Source organism: Allobranchiibius sp. GilTou73 (assembly GCF_021391335.1).
GTDB lineage: Bacteria > Actinomycetota > Actinomycetes > Actinomycetales > Dermatophilaceae > Allobranchiibius > Allobranchiibius huperziae.
The window spans coordinates 1,181,574-1,205,512 of sequence record NZ_CP090051.1 but is presented as its reverse complement, the minus strand read 5'-3'; the positions used below and the strand labels follow the sequence as shown (position 1 = coordinate 1,205,512).

22 protein-coding genes and 4 tRNA genes are annotated in these 23,939 nt (G+C 70.7%); 15 read left to right on the top strand and 11 right to left on the bottom strand.

Annotated elements, in window-relative coordinates:
- Positions 1-12: 12 nt before the first annotated feature.
- Both LVQ62_RS06065 and LVQ62_RS06060 read right to left on the bottom strand, forming a co-directional pair.
- Entirely contained in the window at positions 13-2,553 is a 2,541-nt protein-coding gene (locus LVQ62_RS06065; RefSeq protein ID WP_233766491.1) for an RNA helicase, read from the bottom strand.
- Between the two features lie 54 nt (positions 2,554-2,607).
- Positions 2,608-3,882, bottom strand: a complete 1,275-nt coding sequence (locus LVQ62_RS06060; protein ID WP_233766483.1) for an esterase family protein — start codon at positions 3,880-3,882, stop codon at positions 2,608-2,610.
- A gap of 213 nt (positions 3,883-4,095) precedes the next feature.
- Here LVQ62_RS06060 and LVQ62_RS06055 point away from each other — a divergent pair.
- Together LVQ62_RS06055 and larC are read left to right on the top strand one after the other, a co-directional pair.
- Positions 4,096-4,168, top strand: a tRNA-Lys gene (locus LVQ62_RS06055).
- Positions 4,169-4,243: 75 nt separating this feature from the next.
- Complete coding sequence (larC, locus tag LVQ62_RS06050) at positions 4,244-5,473, top strand: nickel pincer cofactor biosynthesis protein LarC (protein WP_233766481.1); 1,230 nt, start codon at positions 4,244-4,246, stop codon at positions 5,471-5,473.
- A gap of 18 nt (positions 5,474-5,491) precedes the next feature.
- On the opposite strand, the gene larB is transcribed toward larC, so the two are convergent.
- The 3 genes from larB to LVQ62_RS06035 are packed head-to-tail and all read right to left on the bottom strand — an operon-like array spanning position 5,492 to position 8,331.
- Positions 5,492-6,190, bottom strand: a complete 699-nt coding sequence (gene larB, locus LVQ62_RS06045; protein WP_233766479.1) for a nickel pincer cofactor biosynthesis protein LarB — start codon at positions 6,188-6,190, stop codon at positions 5,492-5,494.
- Entirely contained in the window at positions 6,183-7,019 is an 837-nt protein-coding gene (larE, locus tag LVQ62_RS06040; protein ID WP_233766471.1) for an ATP-dependent sacrificial sulfur transferase LarE, read from the bottom strand. Before larE ends, larB begins: the two co-directional genes overlap by 8 nt.
- Before the next feature lie 4 nt (positions 7,020-7,023).
- A complete protein-coding gene (locus LVQ62_RS06035; protein ID WP_233766469.1) occupies positions 7,024-8,331 on the bottom strand; it encodes a lactate racemase domain-containing protein in 1,308 nt (435 codons plus the stop codon).
- A 99-nt stretch (positions 8,332-8,430) separates the two neighbouring features.
- Here LVQ62_RS06035 and uxaC point away from each other — a divergent pair, with 99 nt between their 5' ends.
- From uxaC to LVQ62_RS06020, 3 genes are all read left to right on the top strand, one after another.
- Positions 8,431-9,855, top strand: a complete 1,425-nt coding sequence (gene uxaC, locus LVQ62_RS06030) for a glucuronate isomerase (protein ID WP_233767662.1) — start codon at positions 8,431-8,433, stop codon at positions 9,853-9,855.
- Complete coding sequence (locus tag LVQ62_RS06025) at positions 9,852-11,237, top strand: mannitol dehydrogenase family protein (RefSeq protein WP_233766467.1); 1,386 nt, start codon at positions 9,852-9,854, stop codon at positions 11,235-11,237. The genes uxaC and LVQ62_RS06025 overlap by 4 nt, the downstream gene beginning before the upstream one ends.
- 253 nt (positions 11,238-11,490) lie before the next feature.
- Positions 11,491-12,546: a M15 family metallopeptidase gene (locus LVQ62_RS06020; protein WP_179483002.1), complete on the top strand. Its 1,056-nt coding sequence runs from the start codon at positions 11,491-11,493 to the stop codon at positions 12,544-12,546.
- 68 nt (positions 12,547-12,614) lie between these two features.
- Here the strand turns inward: LVQ62_RS06020 and LVQ62_RS06015 are convergent, their stop codons facing one another.
- Positions 12,615-13,478 (bottom strand): oxidoreductase, encoded by an 864-nt coding sequence (locus LVQ62_RS06015; RefSeq protein WP_233766465.1) that lies wholly within the window; start codon positions 13,476-13,478, stop codon positions 12,615-12,617.
- Between the two features lie 59 nt (positions 13,479-13,537).
- On the opposite strand from LVQ62_RS06015, the gene LVQ62_RS06010 reads away from it, so the two are divergent.
- Positions 13,538-14,827, top strand: a complete 1,290-nt coding sequence (locus LVQ62_RS06010) for an alpha-hydroxy-acid oxidizing protein (protein ID WP_233766463.1) — start codon at positions 13,538-13,540, stop codon at positions 14,825-14,827.
- Between the two features lie 69 nt (positions 14,828-14,896).
- Here the strand turns inward: LVQ62_RS06010 and LVQ62_RS06005 are convergent, their stop codons facing one another.
- The 4 genes from LVQ62_RS06005 to LVQ62_RS05990 all read right to left on the bottom strand — a co-directional run bounded on the left by LVQ62_RS06005 (position 14,897) and on the right by LVQ62_RS05990 (position 17,687).
- Positions 14,897-15,364: an SRPBCC family protein gene (locus LVQ62_RS06005; protein ID WP_233766461.1), complete on the bottom strand. Its 468-nt coding sequence runs from the start codon at positions 15,362-15,364 to the stop codon at positions 14,897-14,899.
- A gap of 43 nt (positions 15,365-15,407) precedes the next feature.
- Positions 15,408-16,418, bottom strand: a complete 1,011-nt coding sequence (locus LVQ62_RS06000) for an NAD(P)H-binding protein (protein ID WP_233766459.1) — start codon at positions 16,416-16,418, stop codon at positions 15,408-15,410.
- Positions 16,419-16,437: 19 nt separating this feature from the next.
- On the bottom strand, positions 16,438-17,184 hold the full coding sequence (locus LVQ62_RS05995) for a CPBP family intramembrane glutamic endopeptidase (RefSeq protein WP_233766457.1): 747 nt from the start codon (positions 17,182-17,184) through the stop codon (positions 16,438-16,440).
- 194 nt (positions 17,185-17,378) lie between these two features.
- Complete coding sequence (locus LVQ62_RS05990; RefSeq protein WP_233767660.1) at positions 17,379-17,687, bottom strand: DUF1330 domain-containing protein; 309 nt, start codon at positions 17,685-17,687, stop codon at positions 17,379-17,381.
- A 154-nt stretch (positions 17,688-17,841) separates the two neighbouring features.
- Between LVQ62_RS05990 and LVQ62_RS05985 the strand changes: the two genes are divergently transcribed.
- From LVQ62_RS05985 to LVQ62_RS05975, 3 genes are read left to right on the top strand one after another with little or no spacing between them, the layout of a single operon-like run.
- Positions 17,842-19,074 carry an MFS transporter gene (locus LVQ62_RS05985; protein WP_233766455.1) on the top strand — a complete coding sequence of 411 codons (1,233 nt, stop codon included), beginning with the start codon at positions 17,842-17,844 and terminating at the stop codon, positions 19,072-19,074.
- A 10-nt stretch (positions 19,075-19,084) separates the two neighbouring features.
- Positions 19,085-19,564 (top strand): hypothetical protein, encoded by a 480-nt coding sequence (locus LVQ62_RS05980; protein ID WP_233766444.1) that lies wholly within the window; start codon positions 19,085-19,087, stop codon positions 19,562-19,564.
- 2 nt (positions 19,565-19,566) lie between these two features.
- Positions 19,567-20,532 (top strand): pyridoxal-phosphate dependent enzyme, encoded by a 966-nt coding sequence (locus LVQ62_RS05975; RefSeq protein ID WP_233766442.1) that lies wholly within the window; start codon positions 19,567-19,569, stop codon positions 20,530-20,532.
- A gap of 132 nt (positions 20,533-20,664) precedes the next feature.
- Here LVQ62_RS05975 and LVQ62_RS05970 read toward each other — a convergent pair whose 3' ends face one another.
- Positions 20,665-21,129, bottom strand: a complete 465-nt coding sequence (locus tag LVQ62_RS05970; RefSeq protein WP_233766440.1) for a hypothetical protein — start codon at positions 21,127-21,129, stop codon at positions 20,665-20,667.
- Positions 21,130-21,455: 326 nt separating this feature from the next.
- Here LVQ62_RS05970 and LVQ62_RS05965 point away from each other — a divergent pair, with 326 nt between their 5' ends.
- From LVQ62_RS05965 to LVQ62_RS05940, 6 genes are all read left to right on the top strand, one after another.
- On the top strand, positions 21,456-22,493 hold the full coding sequence (locus LVQ62_RS05965) for a PHP domain-containing protein (RefSeq protein ID WP_233766438.1): 1,038 nt from the start codon (positions 21,456-21,458) through the stop codon (positions 22,491-22,493).
- Between the two features lie 96 nt (positions 22,494-22,589).
- A tRNA-Glu gene (locus LVQ62_RS05960) sits at positions 22,590-22,662 on the top strand.
- 28 nt (positions 22,663-22,690) lie between these two features.
- Positions 22,691-22,764 (top strand) — tRNA-Asp (locus tag LVQ62_RS05955).
- 15 nt (positions 22,765-22,779) lie between these two features.
- Positions 22,780-22,852 (top strand) — tRNA-Phe (locus LVQ62_RS05950).
- Between the two features lie 93 nt (positions 22,853-22,945).
- A complete protein-coding gene (locus LVQ62_RS05945; protein ID WP_233766436.1) occupies positions 22,946-23,554 on the top strand; it encodes a copper resistance CopC family protein in 609 nt (202 codons plus the stop codon).
- Positions 23,555-23,690: 136 nt separating this feature from the next.
- Positions 23,691-23,897, top strand: a complete 207-nt coding sequence (locus LVQ62_RS05940; protein ID WP_179483024.1) for a DUF3073 domain-containing protein — start codon at positions 23,691-23,693, stop codon at positions 23,895-23,897.
- The last annotated feature ends 42 nt before the right edge of the window (positions 23,898-23,939 follow it).

Here is a 23,939-nt window from a genome sequence, read left to right as displayed (position 1 = left end):
GCCTCCACCACGTCAGTGGTCGAGCCGGTTGAGGCCGAGGACCACGACGACCGCGGTGCCCGCATCGTCGCACGCGGCAATGGGCAGCTGGGCGTCGATGCCCCAGTCGTGGTCACCCGCGGGATCGTCGATGACCTGGCGCACCTCCCAGGTGTCCTTACCCTCGCGGATCTGCAGGTATGCCGGCCCGCGTGCTGCCGGCCCCGCTCCCATCTCGTCGTGGTCGGCGAAGTACGCCGCGAGATCCTCGACCCACGCCTGCTCGTCCATCACGATCTCGGTGGGCGGCTCGGTGGCCGCAGCCGCGTCCCGGTCCAGGGCGGCGAGCGCGACGATGTCCCGACGCGCGGCGAGCTGCACCCTGCGAAACATCGCGTTGCGGATCTGGACTCGGAACGCCCTGGGATTGCTGGTGATCGACCGCTTCTGCGGAGGCGCGGGGGTCGCGTCGAGGAGCTGAGCGGCGGGATCGTTGAGGCGGTCCCACTCGTCGATGAGGCTGGAGTCGGTCTGCCGGATCACCTCGCCGAGCCATTCGATGAGGTCGGCCAGCTCCGGGGTCTTGCGGGAGTCCGGGACCGTCTGGCGCAGCGTGCGGTAGGCGTCGGTGAGGTAGCGCAGCACGATCCCCTCGGACCTGCTGAGTTCGTACTGCTTGACCAGGTCGGCGAACGACCAAGCGTACGAATACATCTCGCGTACGACGGCCTTGGGTGAGAGCGCGTTGTCGCCCACCCACGGCTGGTTGCTCCGGTAGGTCTCGAACGCTGCGTCGAGCAGCTCCGCCAGCGGCCGGGGCCAGGTGACCTCTTCCAGCAGCTCCATCCGCTCGTCGTACTCGATCCCCTCGGCCTTCATCCGGGCCACCGCCTCGCCCCGGGCGCGGAAACGCTGCCCCATCAGGATGGGTCGGGGATCCTCCAGCACGGCCTCGATCACCGAGACCGCGTCGAGCGCGTACTCGTCGGACTCGGGGTCGAGCAGCTCAAGCGCGGCGAGCGCGAACGGCGCCATCGGCTGGTTGAGCGCGAAGTTGTCCTGCAGGTCGATCGTGAGCCGCACCCCGCGTCCGTCGACCTCGGGGGTGTCCAGCCGCTCGACGACACCCGCTGCCAGGAGTTCGCGGTAAAGGTCGATCGCCTTGCGGGACAGACGTGCCCGCCGTCGCGGGTCCTCGTGGTTCTCCCGCATGAGCCGGCGGACACCGGCGAACGGGTCGCCGTCGCGTGCGATGACGTTGAGCAGCATGGAGTGCGTGACACGCATCCGGGACTGCAGCGCCTCGGGCTCCGCGCCGACGAGACGCTCGAACGTCTCCTCGGTCCAGTTGACGAAGCCCTCCGGCGGCTTCTTGCGTTGCACCTTGCGCAGCTTCTTGGGGTCGTCGCCGGCTTTGGCGAACGCCCGCGCGTTCTCCACGGTGTGCTCCGGGGCCTGGACGACGACCGACCCGCTCGTGTCGAAGCCGGCGCGCCCCGCGCGACCCGCGATCTGGTGGAACTCCCGCGCCTTGAGCACCCGCTGGCGCGACCCGTCGTACTTGGTGAGGCCGGTGAAGACCACGGTGCGGATCGGCACGTTGATGCCGACACCGAGGGTGTCAGTGCCGCAGATGACCTGCAGCAGTCCCGCCTGGGCCAGGGTCTCGACGAGGCGGCGGTACTTCGGGAGCATCCCCGCGTGATGTACGCCGATCCCGTTGCGCACCAGCTTGTTGAGCGTCTTGCCGAAACCGGCCGAGAAGGGGAAGTTGACGATCGCCTCGGCGATGCGCTCCTTGTCGGCCTTGCTGGTGATGGTGATGCTCAGCAGCGCCTGCGCCCGCTCCAGCGCCGAGGCCTGGGTGAAGTGCACGACGTAGACCGGTGCCTGGTGGGTGCTGAGCAGCTCCTCGATCGTCTCGTGGATCGGGGTCATCGCCCAGGAGAACGACAGCGGCACCGGGCGGTCGACGCCGGTGACGACGGCGGTCGACCTGCCGGTGCGCGCGGTCAGCTCGCGCTCGAAGAGCCCGACGTCGCCGAGCGTCGCCGACATCAGGACGAACTGCAGCCTGCGGCAGCTCCAGCAGCGGCACCTGCCAGGCCCAGCCACGCTCGGGCTCGGGTAGAAGTGGAACTCGTCCATCACGACCATGCCGACGTCCGCCTTCGCACCCTCGCGCAGGGCGATGTTGGCGAGGATCTCCGCGGTGCAGCAGATGATCGGGGCGTCGGCGTTGACCGACGCGTCACCGGTGAGCATCCCGACCTGGTCGGCGCCGAAGACCTCGCAGAGCGCGAAGAACTTCTCCGATACCAGCGCCTTGATGGGCGCGGTGTAGAAGGAGACCCGGTCGTCGGCGAGCGCCGCGAGCAGCGCGCCCGTGGCGACGAGGGACTTCCCGGAGCCGGTGGGGGTCGACAGGATGAGATTGGCACCGGCCAGGATCTCGACGACGGACTCGTCCTGATGCGGATAGAGCGTCAGCCCCTGCTGGGTGGCCCAGGTGGTGAACGTGGCGTAGACCTCGTCGGGCCCGGCGTCGGGCGGAAGGGCGTCGAGGAGGTTCATCACCCCCCAGTTTCCCCTACCTGCAGCGCCCCGCGGACCACTCAGGCAGCCGGATCAGGCGGGTCGCGCGTCTTCCTTCCGTCCGCGCAGCACCACACGGTCGTCGCTGCGCGCACGCGGCGTGCCGTGTGTCACCCCGTCGCCGATGACCCCATGGAAGCCGGGCTCGGCGTGGCCGAGCCACTCCAGTGCGACCGGCATCACCGCCTGCCACACGTCGAACCGGTGACCGGCCCCGGGCAGATACACCGACGTCACCGACATCCGCCCGTGCGCAGCGTTGATCAGGCTCCTGCTCGGGGGCCCCGCGAAGCGATCACCTTCGGACACCTCGATCCACACGTCGACGGGGGGCGGGGTCTGTCGCACGACGTTGAGCATGGAGTAGCGCGCCGGCCAGATGCTCCGACGACCGTAGGGCGTCCAGTTGCCCCAGCTGGGGTTGTTGTAGGTGCCGAAGAGCATCACCGACCCGTACTGCTGGGGGTGCAGGAACGCGCTCACCTCGGCGCAGAAGCCGCCCGCGCTGAAGCCCATCACGGCCCACGACTCCTTGTCGGGACGCACCCGCAGGTGTCGCACGGTCCACGCGGGGACCGTCTTGGTGAGCCAGGTCTCCATGTCGATGCCGCCGCTGTTGGTGCACTCGGTGTCGATGCCGGACGGCGTGTAGTCCGGCACCACGACCACCGGCTCGATCAGGCCGGACTTCTGGTGGGCGCGCACGATGATGTTCTGCAGGCCCATCCGCTTCTGATAGTCCGCCGGACTGCCGGGAATGCCGGCGTACGCCTCGATGACGGGGTAGGTCGCCTGGGAGGGCCCGTCGACGTACGCGGGCGGCAGCCAGATCATCGCCTTCCCGGCGCCACGCCCTGCCGCCTTGCCGAGCCCGGGGATGACGACGTGCAGCCACTGGCCGTGCGGACCGGGCGCGACATGCAGTTTCGCGTCGCGCGCGAACACCGCGCGCTCCGGACCGAACAACCGCTGCGCGCGCAGGTCGGCCTCGGCGGCGGCACTCGCGTTGTACTGTCCGGCCGTCTGCAGGTCACCCTTCACCGCCACCCGCTGCACCGAGGGCGGCGTACCCATCAGGTCGCGACCCAGATCGGACCAGGTGCCGTACCAGCCGTTCTGCTGATTGAGGGTCGCCGCGGCCGCGAGCACGACCAGGGCCGAGGCGCCCACCTGCGTACCGAGCCTGCCGAGCAGCGCCAGCGGACGACGCCGCGCCAGCCTCGGCCACAGCACGACGACAGCGACCACCGCGGCCGCGAACGACACCCACAGCAGCACCACGAGTGCCACGCTGTTCGGCTCCAACATCTCAGGGGACCCCGCCTCGATCTGCGCGCCTCGTCGCGCACGACGACATGCTCACTCCGAAGCCTGAGAACAAGGTGGGTGCGCGCTGCATGCAAGGCGACCACATCGGGACGTGCGCGGCGGTCCCCCGGTGAGCCCGGCGATGTTCCCGGGCACGGGGTTTCGCGGCGGCGAACGGGTGCAACTACGCTGTCGGGGCGCTACACGCGTCACGGGCCTTTAGCTCAATTGGTAGAGCTGCGGACTTTTAATCCGTAGGTTCCGGGTTCGAGCCCCGGAGGGCCCACTTCAACCGGTCCCGAGAGGCCGGTGCGCCGTCTACTTCGACCCGGGGGCAGGGCGTCGACGGTAGTTTGGCGGCGTGGCTGAGCCCGGACGGCACGCGTGGATCGACGCCGCAGCCGGCATCGCCGGCGACATGCTGCTCGGCGCCCTGGTGGACGCCGGGGCACCCGTCTCTATGGTCCAGGATGCCGTGGACGCCGTCGCGCCAGACGCCGTGCGGGTGACCGCGCGCGAGGTCACCCGTGCCGGCCAGCGCGCCACGAAGGTGGACGTCGCACCGGTCGCCGCCGACCAGCCGCACCGCCGGTGGAGCGACATCCGGGACCTCATCGATCGGGCTCCCCTCGAACCGGCCGTCGCGGTATCGGCGCAGCGGGTCTTCGAGACGCTGGCAGCCGCCGAGGGCCGCGTCCACGGGGTGGAGTCCACGCAGGTGCACTTCCACGAGGTGGGCGCCTGGGACTCCATCGCCGACGTGGTCGGGGTCTGCGCGGCCCTGCACTGGCACGCCGCGCGGTCCGTCAGCGCCGGACCGATCGCGGTCGGATCGGGCCGGGTGACCGGCGCGCACGGCGACCTGCCCGTGCCGGTGCCCGCGGTGCTCGAGCTCGGCACCGGTTGGGAGTTGCGGACGGGCGGCACCGGCGAACTGGCCACTCCCACCGGCGTCGCCCTCGTACGCGCCCTCGCGGCGACCTGCGAACCCCTACCGCCGATGCGGGTGCGGGCGATCGGCGTCGGCGCGGGCTCACGGGACACTAACGGGCGGGCGAACGTCGTACGCGTCTGCATCGGCGAGCGCACCGAGACAGCCGGACAGCCGGCCAACGAACAGCTGTGGGTGCTCGAGGCGAACGTCGACGACCTCGACCCCAGGGTGTGGCCCACGGTCCTGACGGCACTGCTCGAGGCCGGCGCCGCGGACGCCTGGCTGACCCCGATCCTGATGAAGAAGGGGCGACCCGCGCACACGTTGTCCGTCCTGTGCGCCGGCGGTGACCGATCGCGGATGGGCGACCTCGTCCACTCGCTCACCAGCACCTTCGGCAGCAGGTCGTACGCGGTCGATCGTGTTGCACTGCAACGTGACTGGCGCATCATTCAGGTCCACGGCCACTCGGTGCGGATCAAGGTGTCGCTCGACGGCTCCGGGCGGATCGTGCATGCGACGCCGGAGTTCGAGGACGCCGCGACGGCCGCCCGAGCCGTCGGGCTGCCCGTCCGGAGACTGCTCGACGACGCCGCGGCGACTGCGACAGCACAGGGCCTTCAGGCCGGCTCGCTCCTTCCGCCGATCGACTCCTAGGAGCGATCGGCCTGGTGGTCAGTCGGAGGATGCTGCGGGCGCGGCGATCTGCGCGGCCAGGTGGCCCGCGCCGTACCCGTTGTCGATGTTGACCACGGCGACTCCCGGGGCGCAGGCGTTGAGCATGGCCAGCAGCGGTGCGATGCCGCCGAACGCCGCGCCGTACCCGACCGAGGTCGGCACGGCCACGACCGGCGCCGACACCAGCCCCGCGACCACGCTCGGCAGTGCACCGTCCATGCCCGCGACGACCACGATGACCCGCGCGGCCCGCAGCACCGGCAGCCGCGCGAGGATCCGGTGCAGCCCGGCGACTCCGACGTCGACGACGAGTTCGCAGTGCCGTCCGAGGTAGGCGGCGGTCAGCAGCGCTTCGCGCGCCACCGGTAGATCCGAGGTGCCGGCGCACACCACGACGACGGGGCCACCGACCGGCGCGGGCGGCGCCGGCGGCCAGGCAACGAGACGCGCGGTCTCGTCGATGGCCGCGTCCGAGAAGACGTCCGAGAGCACGTCCAGATGGTCGTCCGAGCACCGGGTGAACAGCGTTGCTCCACCTGGCTTCTCGCCCTGATTGGCATCTCGCACCGCCTCGGCGATCGCGCGCACCTGGTCCGGCGTCTTGCCCTCGCAGTAGACCGCCTCGGGGTATCCCCTTCGCGCCGCCCTCTGCAGGTCGAGCTCGGCCACTCCCTCCAGGGGATCGGGCTCAGCCACCGGTCACCGCCACGAGCGGCAGGCTGAACGCGCCGGACTGGATCCCTCCGAGGTCGAGCGACACGAAGTCGAACCCGGCCGCCCGCCCGGCGGCCACCACCTGCTCGCGCAGCGGCGAGGCGGCCGCTCGGATCAGGTCGTCGGCGGTCACCTCGATGCGGGCGACCTCCCCGTGATGACGCACCCGGCAGTCGGCGAATCCGAGCTGCCTCAGCGCGTGCTCGACCGCCTCGACCTGGGCGAGCCTTGCCGGGTCGACGGGAGTGAAGTGCGGGATGCGCGACGCCAGGCAGGGCGCGGCGGGTTTGTCGGCGTTGGGAAGTCCCAGCTCGTGCGCCAGCGAGCGTACGTCGGCCTTGGTGAGTCCGAGGTCGGCGAGCGGCCGCAGCACGCCGTGCTCGGTCGCTGCGCGCGAGCCCGGCCGATCCGGGCGACGGGTGTCGTCGGCGTTCTCGCCGTACGCGACGGCTGTCAGGCGGTGAGCGGCGATGACGTCGCTCCCGATCCGGGTGAAGAGCTCGTCCTTGCAGTGGTAGCAGCGGTCGGGGCCGTTGGCCCGGTACGCCGGGTTGTCGCCCTCGTGCGTCGCGATCTCGACGACGGGTACGCCGATCGCGGCAGCGACGTCGTGCGCACCGGCGCGTTCGTCCGCGGCCAGCGACGGGGAGACACCGAGGACCGCGACCACCCGGTCCGGGCCGAGCGCGCGCACGGCCAGCGCGAGCAGCAGGGAGGAGTCGACGCCGCCGGAGTAGGCGACCCCGAGGCGTTGCACACCGTCGAGCGCGCGCTCGACCTGCGGGGTGACCGACGCCAGGTCTCGATTCATGACCTCAGCCTCCCTGATGCCCTGGGGTGAGCCGGAAGAGCACCTCCCCGGCGTCGGGCACGACGAAGCTGCCGGCGGCGATCTCCGCGTCCAGGTCGATCGAGTCCGGGTCCAGATAGCCGAGATTCGCGGCGCGACACACCTCCTCCGGGATCCGGGTCGCGAGGGTGACGTTGACGCGGAACCGCTCCGTACCGGTCTCGGGGTCGTAGCTGCCCGCGCCTCTCAGGTGGGTGGAGTGGGCCAGGGTGCTCCAGTGCACGTCCTTGAAGCGGTCCCACTGCTTCACGAAGTAGTCGCGGCAGTGGTAGCCGATGGTGTCGATCTCCGGGTGGCTGGCCGAGATCTGCGTGATGTGAGGGGCGTAGAGGATCACCTCGCCGCCGTCGGCGACCGCGGGCTCGAGCTTGTAGAAGCCCTTCGCGCCGGTCCAGATGTCGTCGTACATGGTCGGTACCAGCGAGATGACGCGCCGTACCGGCTCGTCGAGGTAGGTCACGTGGGTGGCGGCGCAGACCTCCGCGGAGTCGGCCCACGCCGAGATGGTGTCGCCGAAGGAGATGGAGTGCAGGTCGTGGGTGCCGACGGCTCCGACGAAGCAGAACGCGAGCTTCTCGGCTGGCACCAGCGCTGCGCCCTCGTTGATGAGGGCCCGGACCGGGGTGACGTCCGTCGTGCCGATGATCTCGGCCGAGGTGATGAGTGCGCCGATCCAGTGGGACACGTCGATGATCTGCTGACCGGCGACGCCCGGGAAGAAGTACTTGTTGCCGCCGGAGATGCCCACGACCTCGTGGGGCAGCACCGGGCCCACGACCAGCGCGACGTCGTGCTCGACCACCGCCTCGTTCAGCAGCACCGGCACATCGAGGCTGAGCCGGCCCTCGGACAGTTCCTCGAGGCGCGTGGCCGGGATCGTCCCGAGATCGGCGAAGGTCTCCGGTCGCCACCACTCGTGGTTGAGCACGGTCATCCCCGGATAGGTGTCCTGCAGGGCACCCGGTGCGTACCCCAGGTGCCGGGCGATCGCCTCCTCGCTCATCGCCTGGTGGGTGCCGAGGGCGATCAGCACCGTCATCCTCTCCACCCGACCGGCGAGCGCGCCGTGGACGGCGCCGAGCAGCAGGGGCAGTGGGCAGGTGCGGGTCGCGTCCGGCACCAGGATGCAGACGCTGCGCCCGTCGAGATCCACCGAGTCGAGCCGTTCCCGGACGAACCGGCGCACCTCGTCCTCGCCCAGCACACCCTCGACGCCCCCGACCCGCGTGGCGGGTAGGTGGGTCTGTGCGGGTCCGTCGGCGAGGCTCGTCATGCGACCACCTTCACCCGCCGCCCCGTCGGCGGCAAGCGCGACCGGCGACCCGTCGCCCTCGAGCCGGGTGGGAGGGCGACGATGGGCGTCATGACGTCCATGCCCGCGCCCGCGGATCGACTCACGCTCTCACCCGACCGGCTCCTCCCCGCCGACCCCGGCACCCGGGCGATCGCGCGGCGGCTGTACGCCGCGGTGCGAGACCAGCCGATCATCTCCCCGCACGGTCACGTGCCCGCGCAGTGGCTGGCCGACGACGCACCGTTCGAGGATTCGGCCTCGCTGCTCCTCTCGCCGGATCATTACGTCTTCCGGCTCCTGCACGCACAGGGCATCCCCCTGGAACTGCTCGGGGTCGGCCCGGGCAGCACCCTGGACACGGACGGCGCACGTCATGCCTGGCGTTTGTTCTGCGGCCAGTGGGGCGCCTTCCGCGGCACGCCGAGCCGGTTCTGGATGGAAACGGTCCTCGCCGACGTCTTCGGGGTGGAGGCCCGCCCGTCGGCGGAGTCCGCCGACGCGATCTACGACCGGATCGCCGACGCCCTGGGGCGCCCGGAGTTCCGGCCGCGGGCGTTGATGAACCGATTCGCCATCGACGTCCTCGCCACGACGGACGACCCCGTCGACGACCTGAGCTTCCACGCTGCGCTGCGGCAGGACAGTGGGTTCTCCCACCGGGTGGTGCCGACCTTCCGCCCGGACAAGTACCTGGAGCCCGCCCGGCCGGACTTCCCCGCGCTGATGGCCGCTCTCGCGCAGGCGTCGGCGATCGACACCGGCTCGTACGCCGGATACGTCGCGGCGCTGGCGGACCGGCGCCGCTACTTCAAGGATCACGGCGCCGTCTCCTCCGACCACAGCCACCTCGACGTGGTCACACTGACCCTGGACGACGCCGAGGCGACCCGGATCTACAGCGACGCGATCGCCGGGCGCGTGAGTCCGCAGGACGCCACGGCCCTGCGCCGGCACATGCTCGTGGAGATGGCCCGGATGGCCACCGAGGACGGCCTGGTGATGACGCTGCACCCCGCCGTCCACCGCGGCCACCACACCGGGACGACGCGGCGCTTCGGCCCGGACACCGGCAGCGACATCCCGGTGGGCGTGGAGTTCACCCGCGGGCTGCAGCCGCTGCTGGACGAGTTCGGGACGGCGCAGGGCTTCCACCTGATCCTCTTCACCCTCGACGAGACGGTGTTCTCCCGCGAGATCGCACCGCTGGCCGGCTTCTACCCGAGCGTCTACGCCGGGGCTCCGTGGTGGTTCCTCGACGCGCCGGACGCCGTACGCCGCTTCCGTGCCGCCACGACGGAGACCGCCGGTTTCTACCGCACCTCCGGGTTCGTGGACGACACCCGGGCGTTCCTGTCCATCCCGGCCCGACACGATATGTCGCGCCGCCTGGACGCGGGCTATCTCGCCCGGCTGGTCGCCGAGCATCAGCTCGAGGAGGACGAGGCGCTGGAGACCGCCCTCGACCTCGTCACCACCGTGCCGACCACGGCCTTCAAGCTGTGAGCGCGCCGCTGCGCGCGCTCGACCGGCGCAAGGACGGTCGCCCTGCCGCGCCCGTGCGGCTGCTGCACCTCGGGCTCGGCAACTTCTTCCGTGCGCACGCCGCCTGGTACACCGAGCACGCCCCCGACGCCGCCGCATGGGGCATCGCCGCCTTCACGGGCCGGTCGCCGGCGGCCGCAGTCGCCCTACGGGCACAGGACGCGCTCTACACGCTGCTCGTCCGCGGCCCGGACGGCGCCCGGCCCGAGGTCGTCTCGAGCGTGAGCGCGGTACACGCGGCCGACGACCTGGTGGCGCTGCGGGCGTACTTCGCGAGCACCGATCTGGCGGTCGTCACGGCGACCGTGACGGAGGCGGCCTACTGTCGGTCGTCGTCCGGCGACCTCGATACGGCGTCGCCGGCCGTCCGTCGCGACATCGAGGCGCTGGCCGCCGACCCGGTCGCCGGGCCGGCCGACACCGTTCCGGGACGCGTGGTGGCCGGACTGCTCACCCGACGGGCTGCGGGCGCCGGCGCGCTCGCCATCGTCTCCAACGACAACCTCCCCGACAACGGTCAGGTCATGGCCCGTGTCGTGAGCGGACTCGCCGCCGCGGTCGATCCCTCCCTTCTCCCCTGGATCGAGGACACCGTCTCGTTCGTCACCACCGTGGTCGACCGCATCACCCCCCGCACCACGGACGAGGACCGCGCCGAGGTGTCCCGGCAACTCGACGTCGACGATCCGGAGGTCGTGCCGACCGAACAGTTCACCGAGTGGATCCTCGCCGGGGACTTCCCGAACGGCCGGCCCGCCTGGGAGGTCGCCGGCGCGCGATTCGTCCGCGATGTGCGCCCCTTCGAGCAGCGCAAGCTGTGGCTGCTCAACGGAGCGCACTCGCTGATGGCGTACGCCGGGTCGACCCGCGGCCACGAGACCGTCGCCCAGGCGATCGGCGACCCCGTGGTGCGCGGGTGGGTCGAGGAGTGGTGGAGCTGCGCCTGCGCCCACCTCGAACTGCCCGCCGCCGAACTCGACGACTACTGCACGAGCCTGCGGACCCGTTTCGGCAACGCCGCCATCCGACACCTGCTCGCGCAGATCGCCGCCGACGGCTCGCAGAAGGTGCCGGTCCGCGTAGTGCCGGTGGTCCACGCCGGACTGGAGGACGGCCGGGTCGACCCCGGCGCGACCCGTCCGGTCGCCGGCTGGATCGCGCACCTGCGCGGCCACGGCGCCCCGGTCACCGACGTACGCGCCGACGAGGTCACCGACCTGTCGAGGGGCACCACGCAGGAGGCGGTCGCCCGGGTGCTGACGTGGCTCGGTGTCGCGGACGAACGCGTGGCGCGGGTGGTCGCCCTGCAGGTCGCCGACCTGGAGGAGTTCCCGTCGACGTGACGGAGAAGTGCGCTGCACATTCTGCGTCGGGGGTCCGCTCGACCCGTCCGATTTGACAGCGGATCATCCACGCTGTACCGCAACAAAAAATCAGCCAGCGGTCAACCGCAAGTAAAAAAGGCATACAACCAGTCCGAATTCCACTCGACACGCCGATAATTGCCGAATTCACCAGGATTACAACGGCAACCAATGCGCCTTCGCTCCTTAGGTTTCGTGGCCTCACCAGTCACATCCGCCTCAAGGAGCATCAATGGTCATCGCCATCCGCCGCGCCGCCGGCGCGGTTATCGGCATCACCGCCCTCACCGCACTCGCAGCCGGCCCGGCCCAGGCCGCACAGCCCCACCCCGACGCCAGCACGCAGACCGCACACGCCCCCGCGGCCGTCCAGCACGCGGACTCGCAGGTGTGGACGCTGTACACCGGAAGCGCGGGCGCCTCGTTCCGCGCGAACTCGTCCAACACCGCGACCTTCGTCGCGAGGCCGGGCACCGGATACCAGTTCACGGGCGTCCTCGGCAGCGGCAGCACGGCCGGGTGGGTGCAGGCCACCTCGGGCACGTACACCGGGCAGTGGATCAGCGCATACAGCGTCACCACCACCAACCCGGCACAGCCGCTGGGCTCGGGCGCAGGCTCCAGCGCGGTGGTGTCCACCCCCAACGTCACCCGGTACGTCGTCACCGGCTGGGCGACTCCCAACATCCGCGCGTCCTACAGCTACCGCTCGGCGATCGTGGCGACCGTCAAGCAGGGGGTCGCGTTCACCGGCACCTACGTCAACTACGCGTGGTTCCGCATCACGTCCGGGACGTACGCCGGCCGCTTCATCAGCACGGCGATGCTCCAGACCTCGCCCAACCAGGCGTCGTACAACGGCGTGATGCCGGCGGCGGAGATGTGCGCGGCCGACAGCGCCCTCGGCACGTCCTGGGAGCCCACCACCCCGCGCTACCTGGCGTGTGGCGCACGGGATTCGTTGGCCAACATGAACGCCGCGTTCAAGGCCACCTTCGGCTACAACCTGTCCATCTCCGAGGCGTACCGGCCGTTGGTCAAGCAGCAGTTCTACTACGACCTGCTCGGCTCGCAGGCCGCTGTGCCCGGTACGTCCAATCACGGGCTGGGGCAGGCGATCGACTTCGACACCCAGACCACCAAGGGCGGTTCGACCTCGATCTACTACTGGGGCACGCCCCAGGACAAGTGGCTGACGGCGAACGCGCTCAACTGGGGCTTCCAGCGCCCCAAGGAGTACTCCACGCCGGGCGTCGGGGAGTACTGGCACTACACGTTCGTGGGCTGACACAGGTGTGAACGACGGCGGCGGTCCGGGGCACGTCCCCCGGGCCGCCGCCTCACGTCGGTACCGGCTCAGCCCGCGAGGTCGCCCTCGGCCAGCTCGACGTCACCGGTCGCGATGTTGTCCTCCAGGTGCGCGACGGACGACGTGCCGGGGATGAGGAGCACGTTCGCCGCCCGGCGCAGCAGCCACGCGAGCCCGACCTGCGCCGGCGTGACGCCGAGCCGCTGCGCGACGGCCTTGACCTGGTCGTCGTCGGTGACCTTGGGCATCTGCGGGAAGGCCGAACCCAGTGGGAAGTACGGCACGTAGGCGATGCCCTGCTCGATGCAGTAGTCGAGTACGTCGGCGTCGCTCTGATCGACATAGCTGAAGGCGTTCTGCACACAGACCAGCCCGACGCTCTCGTGCGCGGTGCGGACCTGGTCCAGCGTCGCCGTCGAGATGCCGATCCCGGCGATCTTGCCCTCGTCGCGCAGCTGCTTCATCGCCTCGAGCTGGGCCGCCAGCTCGTCCTGCGGCTCGGCGTCCTGCACCGAGCCGTCGTCCTCATGCAACCGCAGGTTGACAGCGCCGAGCTGCTCGGTGCCGAGGGTGCGCAGGTTCTCCTCCACGTCCTCCTTCAGCTGCTGTGGCTGCAGCGCGGGAAGCCATGCGCCGGCGGCATCCCTGCGGGCGCCCACCTTCGACACCAGGACGAGATCGTCGCCGTACGGGTGCAGCGCTTCGCGGATCAGTTCGTTGGAGACATCCGGGCCGTAGAACTGGGCGGTGTCGATGTGGCCGACGCCGAGCTCGACGGCCCGGCGCAGGACGGCTATCGCCTGGTCGTGATCGCGCGGCGGTCCGAACACTCCGGGACCGGGCAGCTGCATGGCACCGAAGCCGATGCGGTGGACGTCGTGGCCGGCAAGGGGATATGTGGATCTCAGCACTCCTGAAACGCTACTCCGGGGCGCCGCCGGGCTGGTAGGGCTGTGCGAGTGTGAGCGCCATGAGCATCTCCCTGCGGGACATCGGCCGCCGCGTGCAGTCGCAGATCTATCAGGCGGGCGTCTTCGGCACCACGCCGAAGGTGCCGGTGAGTCCGGATCGGCTGGAGCACGACGGGCTGCGCGCGATGAGCGGCGACGCCCGGTCCTACGTCGAGACCGGGGCGGGCACAGGGCGCACGATCATCAACAACCGCAACGCTTTCGCGCACTGGCAACTCGTGCCCCGGGTGCTGCGCGACGTGTCCGAGCGCGACCAGTCCATCGAGTTGTTCGGCCGGCGGCACCCCAGTCCGTTCCTCACCGCGCCCGTCGGCGTGCTGGAGATGTGCCACCCGGACGGCGACCTCGCGGTGGCGCGTGCGGCGAGGGCCAGCGGCGTACCCATGATCATCTCCTCGCAGGCGTCGTACCCGATGGAGGCGATCGCGGACGAGCTCGGCGACCACGAGCGGTGGTTCCAGCTCTACTGGAGTGCCGACGACGACCTGGCCCGCAGTTTCGTACGTCGCGCAGAGGCGATCGGCGCGAGCGCCATCGTCGTCACCCTCGACACGATGCTGCTGGGTTGGCGCACGCTGGATCTGGACCGCGCGTACTCCCCGTTCGCCCGCGCCCGCGGCATCGCCAACTACACCTCCGACCCGGTCTTCCAGGACATCACGCGGAAACGGTTGCAGGAGGGGCAGATTCCCTCCGTCGACCGGCGGCCGACCCCCTCAGCGGTGCGCTCGCTCGGGACGATCGCGCGCGCCCACCCCGGTGACTTCCGGGCCAACCTGCGATCCAAGCTGCCGATGGCCTCGATCCGCACCTTCCAGGAGCTCTTCGGGCGCCTGTCGCTGAACTGGGAGGAGCTGGCGTGGCTGCGCGACCTGACCGACCTGCCCATCCTCGTCAAGGGCATCCAGTCGCCGGAGGACGCGGAGCTGGCTCTGAGGTACGGCGTCGACGGCATCATCGTGTCCAACCACGGCGGCCGCCAGCTCGACGGTGCGATCGGCTCGCTGGATGCGCTCCCGGCGGTCGCCGAGCGCGTCGGCGACCGGGTGCCGATCCTCTTCGACAGCGGGATCCGTTGCGCCGCAGACGCGTTCAAAGCACTCGCGCTGGGCGCCACAGCGGTCTGCATCGCCCGGCCGTACGTCTACGGCCTCGCGTTGGCCGGTGAGGACGGTGTGCGCGAGGTGCTGCGGAACTTCCAGGCCGAGTTCGACCTCAGCATGGCGGTGGCCGGGCTCACTTCGACCGACCAGTTCACCCCGGACATCCTGGTGCCCGCGACGCATTGACGACAGATTCGAGGATCGGGAGTACACGCCCGCCGGATCGAGCGCGCGCGTACTCCCGATGTGGCGGACTCAGCGGGTGGCGTCCAGATGCTTGAGCAGGTTGGTGGCGAACCTGCTGCCCATCGCCGCCATCACCGTGTTCATCCCGGCCAGCACGCCCGGCTTGGCGAGCTTGGGCAACGGCAGGTCCACCGAGACCTCCAGGTCGATCGCCAGGTGCGTCCGCGCGCCGTTCGGCGTGAGCGTGTAGGAGCCCTCCGCTCCCGCCTGCTCCTCGGTCTTGCTCGGGTCGTGGGTGAACGTGATGTGCGTCATCGGCTCGAAGGTCATGACCTCCGTGAAGCTCGGCGAGATCTGCGTGGTCAGCACCGGGATCGAGGCCAGCGTCCACACCCACTTGCCGTCGACGACGTCGATCCGCTTCAGGAAGGGCGTGAGCCGGGGCAGCAGCTCGGTGTCGGTCAGCGCCGTCCAGATCTGCTCCTGCGACGCGTCGACATCGGCGGTCGAGTGGTTGTGCGCGGTGAATCGGGTCATGGTGTCCTTCGAGATTCTCGGTGAGAGAGCAGGATCGGGCCGCTCAACCGGCCCAGGTGGGGTCGGCGGACGTCCGGTACGCCGGGTCCTGGGCGCCCGGCTCGGGCAACCGACCGGGCTCGCCCCGCCCCTCGTTCTCCAGCGCGGCGAGCACGGCCAGCTCGAAGCTGAGCAGGCCGCCGAGCTCCGGCTCGATCAGGTCCTCGATGTCGTGCTCGTGGCAGATGACCTCGTGCACCAGGCTGCCGACCAGCGGCGCGGCCACGCCCCGGGGCACCGGCGTCAGCCGTCCGACCACCTCGCCGGCGATGCCGGTCAGCAGCTTCGGGGCCTGCAGCGTCAGCAGATGACGGCGGCGCAGACCGGCGATGTCGGCGTACTGCAGGACCATGTCGCGGTAGCTGAGCACATCCGGGCCGCCGATGTCGAAGGACCGGTTGACGTCCGGCCCCATTGCGGCGCTCTCGACCAGGTAGTGCAACGCGTCACGGATCGCTATGGGCTGCAGGCTATTCAGCACCCAGTCGGGCGCCGGCGCAACGATCAGCCGAGCGCTCAGGTGCCGCAGCAGCTCGAACGACGCCGAGCCGGCCCCCAGCACCACTGCCGCCTGCAGCACGGTCGTCGGCACCTCAGCGGCGAGCAGGATCTCCCCCACCTCCACCCGCGAAGCGAGGTGCGGGCTGAGCGGACCGCTCGGGTGCAGCGCCCCGAGGTAGACGATGCGTCGTACGCCCGCATCGGCGGCCACCTGCGCGCACACGTTCGCGAGGTCACGGTCCCTCTGGGCGAAGTCACCGGTGCCGTCCATCGAGTGCAGCAGGTAGTAGACGACGTCGACGTCCGCACAGGCGGTCGCCATGTCGTCCGCACTCGAGGCATCGCCGCCGACGATCTCGGCCCGGGCGCTCCAGGCACGGTCGGTCAGACGCTGGGGGTGCCGGCTCATGACCCGCGTGGACCACCCGGCGTCCAGCAGCTGCGGCACGAGCCGGGAGCCGACGTACCCGGTGGCGCCGAGCACGAGGGCCCGGCCGGGAGTCACGGTGTCCATGCGATCTGCACGGCCCGCCTCAGCGGCGGTACTCGATGAGCGGTGGCAGCACGAGCAGCATGCCCGTCGACCAGGTGAGGTGGATGATGATCGGCCCCTGGACGCCGCCGGTGGTGCGCCGTTCGATCGCCACCAGGAGGCCGAGGACCCCTGCGGCGAAGACGAGCATCGGGTTGCCGGTGATGCCGGTGGCGACGGTGTAGACAGCTGTCGTGACGGCGATCTGGTGCGGGCGCTTGGTCGCAGCGTAGAGCGCGCCACGGAAGAAGAACTCCTCACCGACCCCGGTGATGAGGGTGAGGGGCACTACCACCGGCAGCGAACCGAAGCGCGCGTGGTTGAGGACGGCGAGCACCGGGCGACGCAGGGCCGGGATGCGGGCGATGACCGCCGCGCCGGCGGCGAAGAAGACGACGGCGCCGGCACCGATGGCCATCGGACGCACGACGGGCCGGGTGTTCTTGCCGGGGTTGCGGGTGCTGCTCCACCCGGCGTGCAGCGGACCCGACGCGAACGCTCCACCGGCCCAGATGCCGGCGAGAACGAGGGTGGAGGCGTAGAACTCCCGGCTGCCCGGCTTGCGGGACAACGCGTAGCGCAGCACCGGGGTCCCGACCGCGAGTGTGACGACGGTGACCTTGCGGCGGTGCTGGAACTCCCGCTGCGTCTCCCAGTGGTCGCGCTCGATCGGCACGACCCACGACAGCTGCGAACCCTTGCCCACCCAGTCGCGGGCGCGCGCCACCACGGCATCCCACGCACTCATGCCCTGGAGTCTGCCAGCCGGTCCTGCGGCCGCGAGGCCCCACCAGCCCAGATCAGCACGGGCGACCCTCACACGGACGAGTTCGACTTCGTCCACGCCGGTGGGTCGATGCCGTCCAGCCCGGGGCCGATCGAGCCTTACGGCCCGACGCACCGACAGCCGCACCCCGGTCGCCACCTCACCCCGGGGGCGGGTCACCGACCCGGTTGGGGTCCGTCGTATCCCTCGATCACGATCAGCTCGATAGACGCCGCATCCTCCCGCAAGGCGCGCGCCGCCTGGTAGAGATCTGAGCGGTAGCACGCCAATGCTTGGTCGTACGAGGGGAACTCGATCACCACGTTGCGCGACCGGGCGGCGCCTTCGACGGCCTTGAAATCCCCGGCACGCACCAGCAGCCGACCGCCGTACGCCGCGTACGCGGCACCGTTGGCCGCGGCGTACTCCGCGTACCGATCCGGATCGGTGACGTCGATCCGGCCGATCCAATAACCCTTCGCCATGCTCTGCACGCCCCTCAAATCTTTCGGTCCTGCGCCGCCCACGATGCGCGGACGCCTCCGATCATGCCGGTAGAATCGGCGGCGCACAGGGAACATGGCGCGACCGTTGGGTGGGAGGTCGCGCACCGGACCGCACCATCGGAGTCACCTGAGCATGTCCCCCGTCGCGTCCTATCGGGCGCTCTTCGCCATCAGTGGCCGCCGCTACATCGCCATCGCCTTCCTCGCGCGCCTGCCGCTCGCCATGAGCCAGCTCGGCGTCCTGCTGCTCGTGGCCGGACGCACCGGCAGCTACGGCATCGGCGGCGGCTGCGCCGGTGCGCTCGCCCTCGCCAACGCCGTCGGAGCGCCGCTCTTCGGTTCCGCCGCCGACCGCATCGGCCAGCGACCCGTCGCGTTCTTCCAGTCGGTCGCCGGTGCGATCGGGCTGGCGCTCGTCGTGCTCCTCACCCGCTCGGGGACCGCGTGGCAGGTCGACGCCGCGATCTGCGCCGTCACCGGCTTCCTGCTGCCCCAGGTCGGACCACTGGCACGGGTGCGCTGGCGGCCGATCATCGCCCGGCGCGGGCATCCGGTCCGCCTGGTCGACACGGCGTTCTCCTACGAGGGCGCCGCCGACGAGGCGTCGTTCGTGCTCGGCCCGGCGTTCGTCGGCATCTTCGGAGCCCTCGCGGGGCCGCAGTTCGCGCTCGAGGGGGCTGCGGTGATCCTGGCGGTCTTCGGCTCCTGGTTCGCGTTGCATCCCACGGCGGCGCTCGCCCGGCGCGCCATCTCCGGCGACTCGCCCCACACCCGCCTGGTGACCAGGTCGATTGCCGTCCTCTGCGTGGCGCAGCTGCTGATCGGTGCCGTCTTCGGTTCGGTCCAGACCGGCACGACGGTGATCGCGACGAACGCCGGGCACGCACCTCTCGCCGGGCTCTTCCACGCCCTGCTCGGAGTGGGCAGTGTGCTGGCGGGCATCGGCATGGCCGCGGTCCCGGCGTCGTTCGGGTACGCCGCGCGCCTGCGGGTCGCCGCCGTCGCCCTCTTCGTGCTGTCCACCCCGCTGCTGCTCGTGCACTCACTGGTGACGCTGGTGCCGGTGCTGCTCGTGCTCGGCCTCTGCGTCGCGCCGTACATGATCACCACCTTTACGCTCGGTGAGACGCTCACGCCTGCACCGCGCGTCGCCGCTGCGATGACGCTCCTCGCAGCAGCCACGGGTCTCGGATATGCCTGCGGGACAACGGTCGCCGGTCACCTCGCCGACGCGCACGGTGCCACCGGGGCGTTCGCGACAACGGTGTCGGCCTGCGCACTGGCCGCCGTCCTCGCCGTCACCGCCCGGGGAGCGCTGCACCGGTCGAGTTCGCAGGTGGACGAGACGGCGTACGCCGCGGCATAGGCTGACGCGCATGGCCTCTACCGACCTGTTGCGCTCCCCGATCGTCCAGAACGCCGCCGCGGCCACCGCCGCCGGGGCAGGTGTCTTCCTGCGGCCCGCGCGGCTGCCAAAGTGGGGCCGCCGGGGGTTGCGGCTCGCCAACACGGCCGGCACCGCCGGCTCGGTCTTCCTGGCGTCGCGCGGCGGCTCCGACGACGGCGGCGACCTCGGCACCAAACCCACGCGCACCCGCGCGGCCACGGCTGCGTCCGCCGGGTCCGCCATCGCGGCCGCGGCGGGTGGCCTGACCCTCATCAGCTCCGGCTTCGGCCTCAAGATGGACGCGCGAGCCGAGAAGTTCCTGGTCGGCAAGGGCATCAAGCACCCGCGCATCTGGATGGCGGTCGGCACCGTCGTCATCGTCTTCGCTGCCAAGCAGGCGCAGGACTACGGCACTAAGAAGGCCGAAGCCGCGGCGCGCAAGCAGCTGGAGAAGCAGCAGAAGTCCTGACCGTGCCCGAGCAGGTCCTCAGCACGCCGGACATCGCGGCCGTACACGCCGCCGCGGGACGCTTGGAGGGCGTCGCGCATCGCACGCCGGTGCTCACCTCCTCCCGGCTGGACTCCGACCTCGGCCTGCGGCTCTTCCTCAAGGCCGAGCACCTGCAGCGCACCGGATCGTTCAAGTTCCGCGGCGCGTACAACGCCTTGCGCGCCCGGGTCGGACCGGCCGGCGTGGTGGCCTTCTCCTCAGGTAACCACGCGCAGGCCGTGGCGCTGGCGGCAGGGGTCCTCGGCGTACCGGCCACCATCGTCATGCCGTCCGACGCGCCCGCCATCAAGCTGGCCGCGACGCGGGGGTACGGCGCCGACGTCGTTCTCTACGAGCGGCATACGCAGGACCGGGCAGCCATCGCGGCCGAGATCTCCGGGCGCACGGGTGCCATGCTGCTGCCGCCGTTCGACCATCCCGACGTGATCGCCGGACAGGGCACCGCAGCGCTGGAGCTGCTGGATCAGGTCGGGCCGCTGGACGTCGTGATCACCCCGCTCGGTGGCGGAGGGCTGCTGGCGGGCACCTGCCTCGCCGTGCGAGCGACCTGCCCCGATGCCGTTGTCTACGGCGCCGAGCCGGCCGCCGGCGACGACGGCAAGCAGTCCCTGGACGCCGGCCGGATCGTGCGCATCGACGTACCCCACACACTCGCCGACGGCGCGCAGACGACCGCCCTGGGTGAGCTGACCTTCCCCGTCATCCGCCGGGAGGTGCGCGACATCGTGCGGGTGGGGGACGGTGAGCTGGTGGAAGCGATGCGCTCGCTCGCCGCCACCTGCAAGGCCGTGGTCGAGCCGACCGGCGTCCTGGCGTACGCCGCCGCCCGGAGCCTGCGCTCCGAACTCGCCGGTCTGCGGGTCGGGGTGATGCTGTCCGGCGGGAACGTCGACCTGGCCCGGTACGCGGCCCTCATCGTCGACTGACCGACGGTCGCCGCGGAAGGCGTCGGACCCGACGGCGTGCGCCCGCGCTGACGGTTTGCGTTGGTGGCCAGTGCTGCAGTCCTGGCCGGCGACGCAAACCGCGCACCGGCCCATCCACCGGCGTCCTGTCGGTCAGTCGATGTGGTGCCAGAAGAGCACGTAGACCGCGGCCAGCATGACCACCGAACCGGCGACGGCATACGGCCGCCCGGCGCGCGCGATGCGGTCCGCCACCTGCGCGGGCGCGCCGAGGTCGACCATCCGTTGCTGCGGGGTACGCCGCAGCCGGGCCGCGGTGCGCACGGGCGTCAGCATCGCGGCGTATGGCACGTAGAGCGCCAGGACGAGCACCGCTGCCGGGATCCGCACGTAGAACGCTGCCCAGAGTTGCTCGCTCAGGACGCCCAGGGCGAGCACGCCGCAGGCCAGGATCAACGCGGCCGATTCCGCGCCGACGGTGACGGTGCGGGCGCGGGAGACGTCACCGCGGGCCCGCTGCACCAGCCAGGTCAGGTGCCGCTCCTGGAAGCGGCGACGGGCCAACCACACCCACAGCAGCACGGCGGCGAGACACCCGATCACCAGCGCTGCCTTCACGACCGACGACCCTACGTGGCCGCTACGCCCGCGGACGAGAGCGGCGCCGTCGGAGCGCAGCGGTATCGAAGGGCCAGCGGAGGAAGCGAAACTTCGTGGGGTGACGTGTCGGGGTCCTCGCGAAGTATTCGCTGGAGGAGCGCAGCGGAGGAAGCGAAACTTCGTGGGGTGACGTGTCGGGGTCCTCGCGAAGTATTCGCTGGAGGAGCGCAGCGGAGGAAGCGAAACTTCGTGGGGTGACGTGTCGGGGTCCTCGCGAAGTATTCGCTGGAGGAGCGCAGCGGAGGAAGCGAAACTTCGTGGGGTGACTAAGGCATGGTGGGGGCATGGCTGCCAGTGACGACGCCGCGATCGAGCCGGTCGACGCCCTGCGTCGGATCGCCTTCCTGCTGGAGCGGTCCCGGGCCGGCACCTACCGCGTCCAGGCCTTCCGCAAGGCGGCGGACACCGTGCTCGCGACATCGCGCGCGGACCTGGACCGGCACGCGGCGGAAGGGTCGTTGCAGAGCCTGCCGGGCATCGGCAAGGCCACCGAGGCGGTGGTGCGCGAGGCGCTGGCCGGTGAGCAGCCGGCGTACCTCGCGTCGCTGGAGGAGAAGACGTCCGGACCGCTCGTCGAGGGTGGTGAGGAGTACGCCGCACAGTTACGAGGCGACTGTCACTGTCATTCCGATTGGAGCGACGGCGGTTCTCCGATCCCTGAGATGGTCGCGACCGCAATGGAACTCGGCCGGGAGTACCTCGTCCTCACCGACCACTCCCCTCGCCTCCGCGTCGCCAACGGCCTGTCCGCCGAGCGGCTCACCCAGCAGCTGAAGATCGTCGACACGATCGACCGGCACGTCGAGGACTTCCGACTGCTGCGCGGCATCGAGGTCGACATCCTGGACGACGGCTCGCTCGACCAGAGCGAGGACATGCTCGGACGGCTCCAGGTGCGAGTGGCGTCCGTGCACTCCAAGCTGGCCATGAGCAAGGACGCGATGACCCGGCGGATGATCGGCGCGGTCCGCAACCCCCGGACCAACATCCTGGGCCACTGCACCGGACGCCTGGTGGAGGGCGACCGCGGGAAACGCAAGCAGTCCACCTTCGACGCCAAGGCGGTCTTCGAGGCGTGCGCCGAGCACGACGTGGCGGTCGAGATCAACTCCCGGCCGGAGCGCCGCGACCCGCCGGACGAGCTCATCGCCCTCGCCATGGAGGCCGGCTGCCTCTTCTCGATCGACAGTGACGCGCACGCGCCGGGTCAGCTGGATTTCCTGGTCTACGGGGCCGAACGGGCCCAGCGCCTGGGGGTGCCGCTGGAGCGCATCGTGACCACCTGGGAGGCCGATCGGCTGCTCGACTGGGCCTCCGGGTGACCTTGGTTTGGCGCGCACCGGAGCACCCCCTATAGTTGCGGTCGTCCTCAACGGGTCCGAAGCTGCAGGCACGCGGTGGTGATCCTGAGAAGGCGGGTCCCCATCGTCTAGCGGCCTAGGACACCGCCCTTTCACGGCGGCAGCACGGGTTCGAATCCCGTTGGGGATACGCAGTAACGCAGGTCTTGCTTTGTCAAGGCCCCGTAGCGCAGTTGGTTAGCGCGCCGCCCTGTCACGGCGGAGGTCGCGGGTTCGAGTCCCGTCGGGGTCGCTTTGTTTTGTACCGGGCCAGATAGCTCAGTTGGTAGAGCGAGCGACTGAAAATCGCTAGGTCGGCGGTTCGACCCCGTCTCTGGCCACCCGAACGTGAAGGCCGTCCCGCATCGCCGGGGCGGCCTTCGTGGTTCCCCCGCGCCGGACCCCTCGGTCGACGACCGGCAGGATGGCCGAAGATGGCCCGTGTGACCCATCGCCGCGCCCGTCCGCTCGCGCTCCTCGTCCTGCTGCTGCTACCGCTCCTGTGGTGTTCGTACGCCGCTCCCGCCTTCGCGCACGACCGCCTGGTGGGTACGACGCCCGCGTCCGGTGCCAGCGTCACCTCGCCGACGTCGGTGCAGCTGAGGTTCGCCGAGAAGGTCGTCTCGACCGGCACCCGCATCGAGGTGAAGGACCCCCGTGACAAGGTCGTCTCCAGCGACCTGCGAGTCACCGGCGACGTCGTGTCGGTGCGGTTGGCGCAGCCGACGACCGCGGGCACCTACCGGGTCGTCTGGCGGATCACCTCCGACGACGGGCACCCCGTCAGCGGCGGGTTCTCCTTCCGAGCGGCGCCTGCCGCGGGAGCGACGGCCACGGCCACCTCCAGCGCCACCACGTCCTCCGCCGGCGCGTCCTCCAGCAGCAGTCCGGTGCCCACCCAGCAGGTGCCCACCAACTCGACCAACAACGCACCGTGGTTCATCATCGGCGCGGTCGTGATCGCCGTTCTGGCCATCGCCGGCGGCGTCGTCGTCTCACGCCGCCGGCTCAAGGACGACGAGCCGTCCAACGGCTCCACCTGAGCACCGTCCGGAATACCAGGGCCGGCGTCGCGGTTCGGTCGGAGGTGGACGCGGGTCGCGACACGTCGGGCGACCAGCCTGAGGTACCGTTGAGGCCACGACAAATCACCAGGAATCGACATGAGGGGGTCTCGCCATGGGGCGTGGCCGGGCGAAAGCCAAGCAGACCAAGGTTGCCCGGGAGCTGAAGTACTACTCTCCCGACACCGACCTCAGCGCTCTGCAGCGCGAGTTGCGTTCGCACGAGACGAACGGCGTGCAGCCGACCCGTGCGGAGGAGCGCGACGACTCCGACGATGACGGCCAGGGCGACTATTCGCAGTGGTCCTCCGGCAGTCGCTGACGCGAGTCAGACCCGCACCGTCGGGCCTGCGAACGTAGCCTG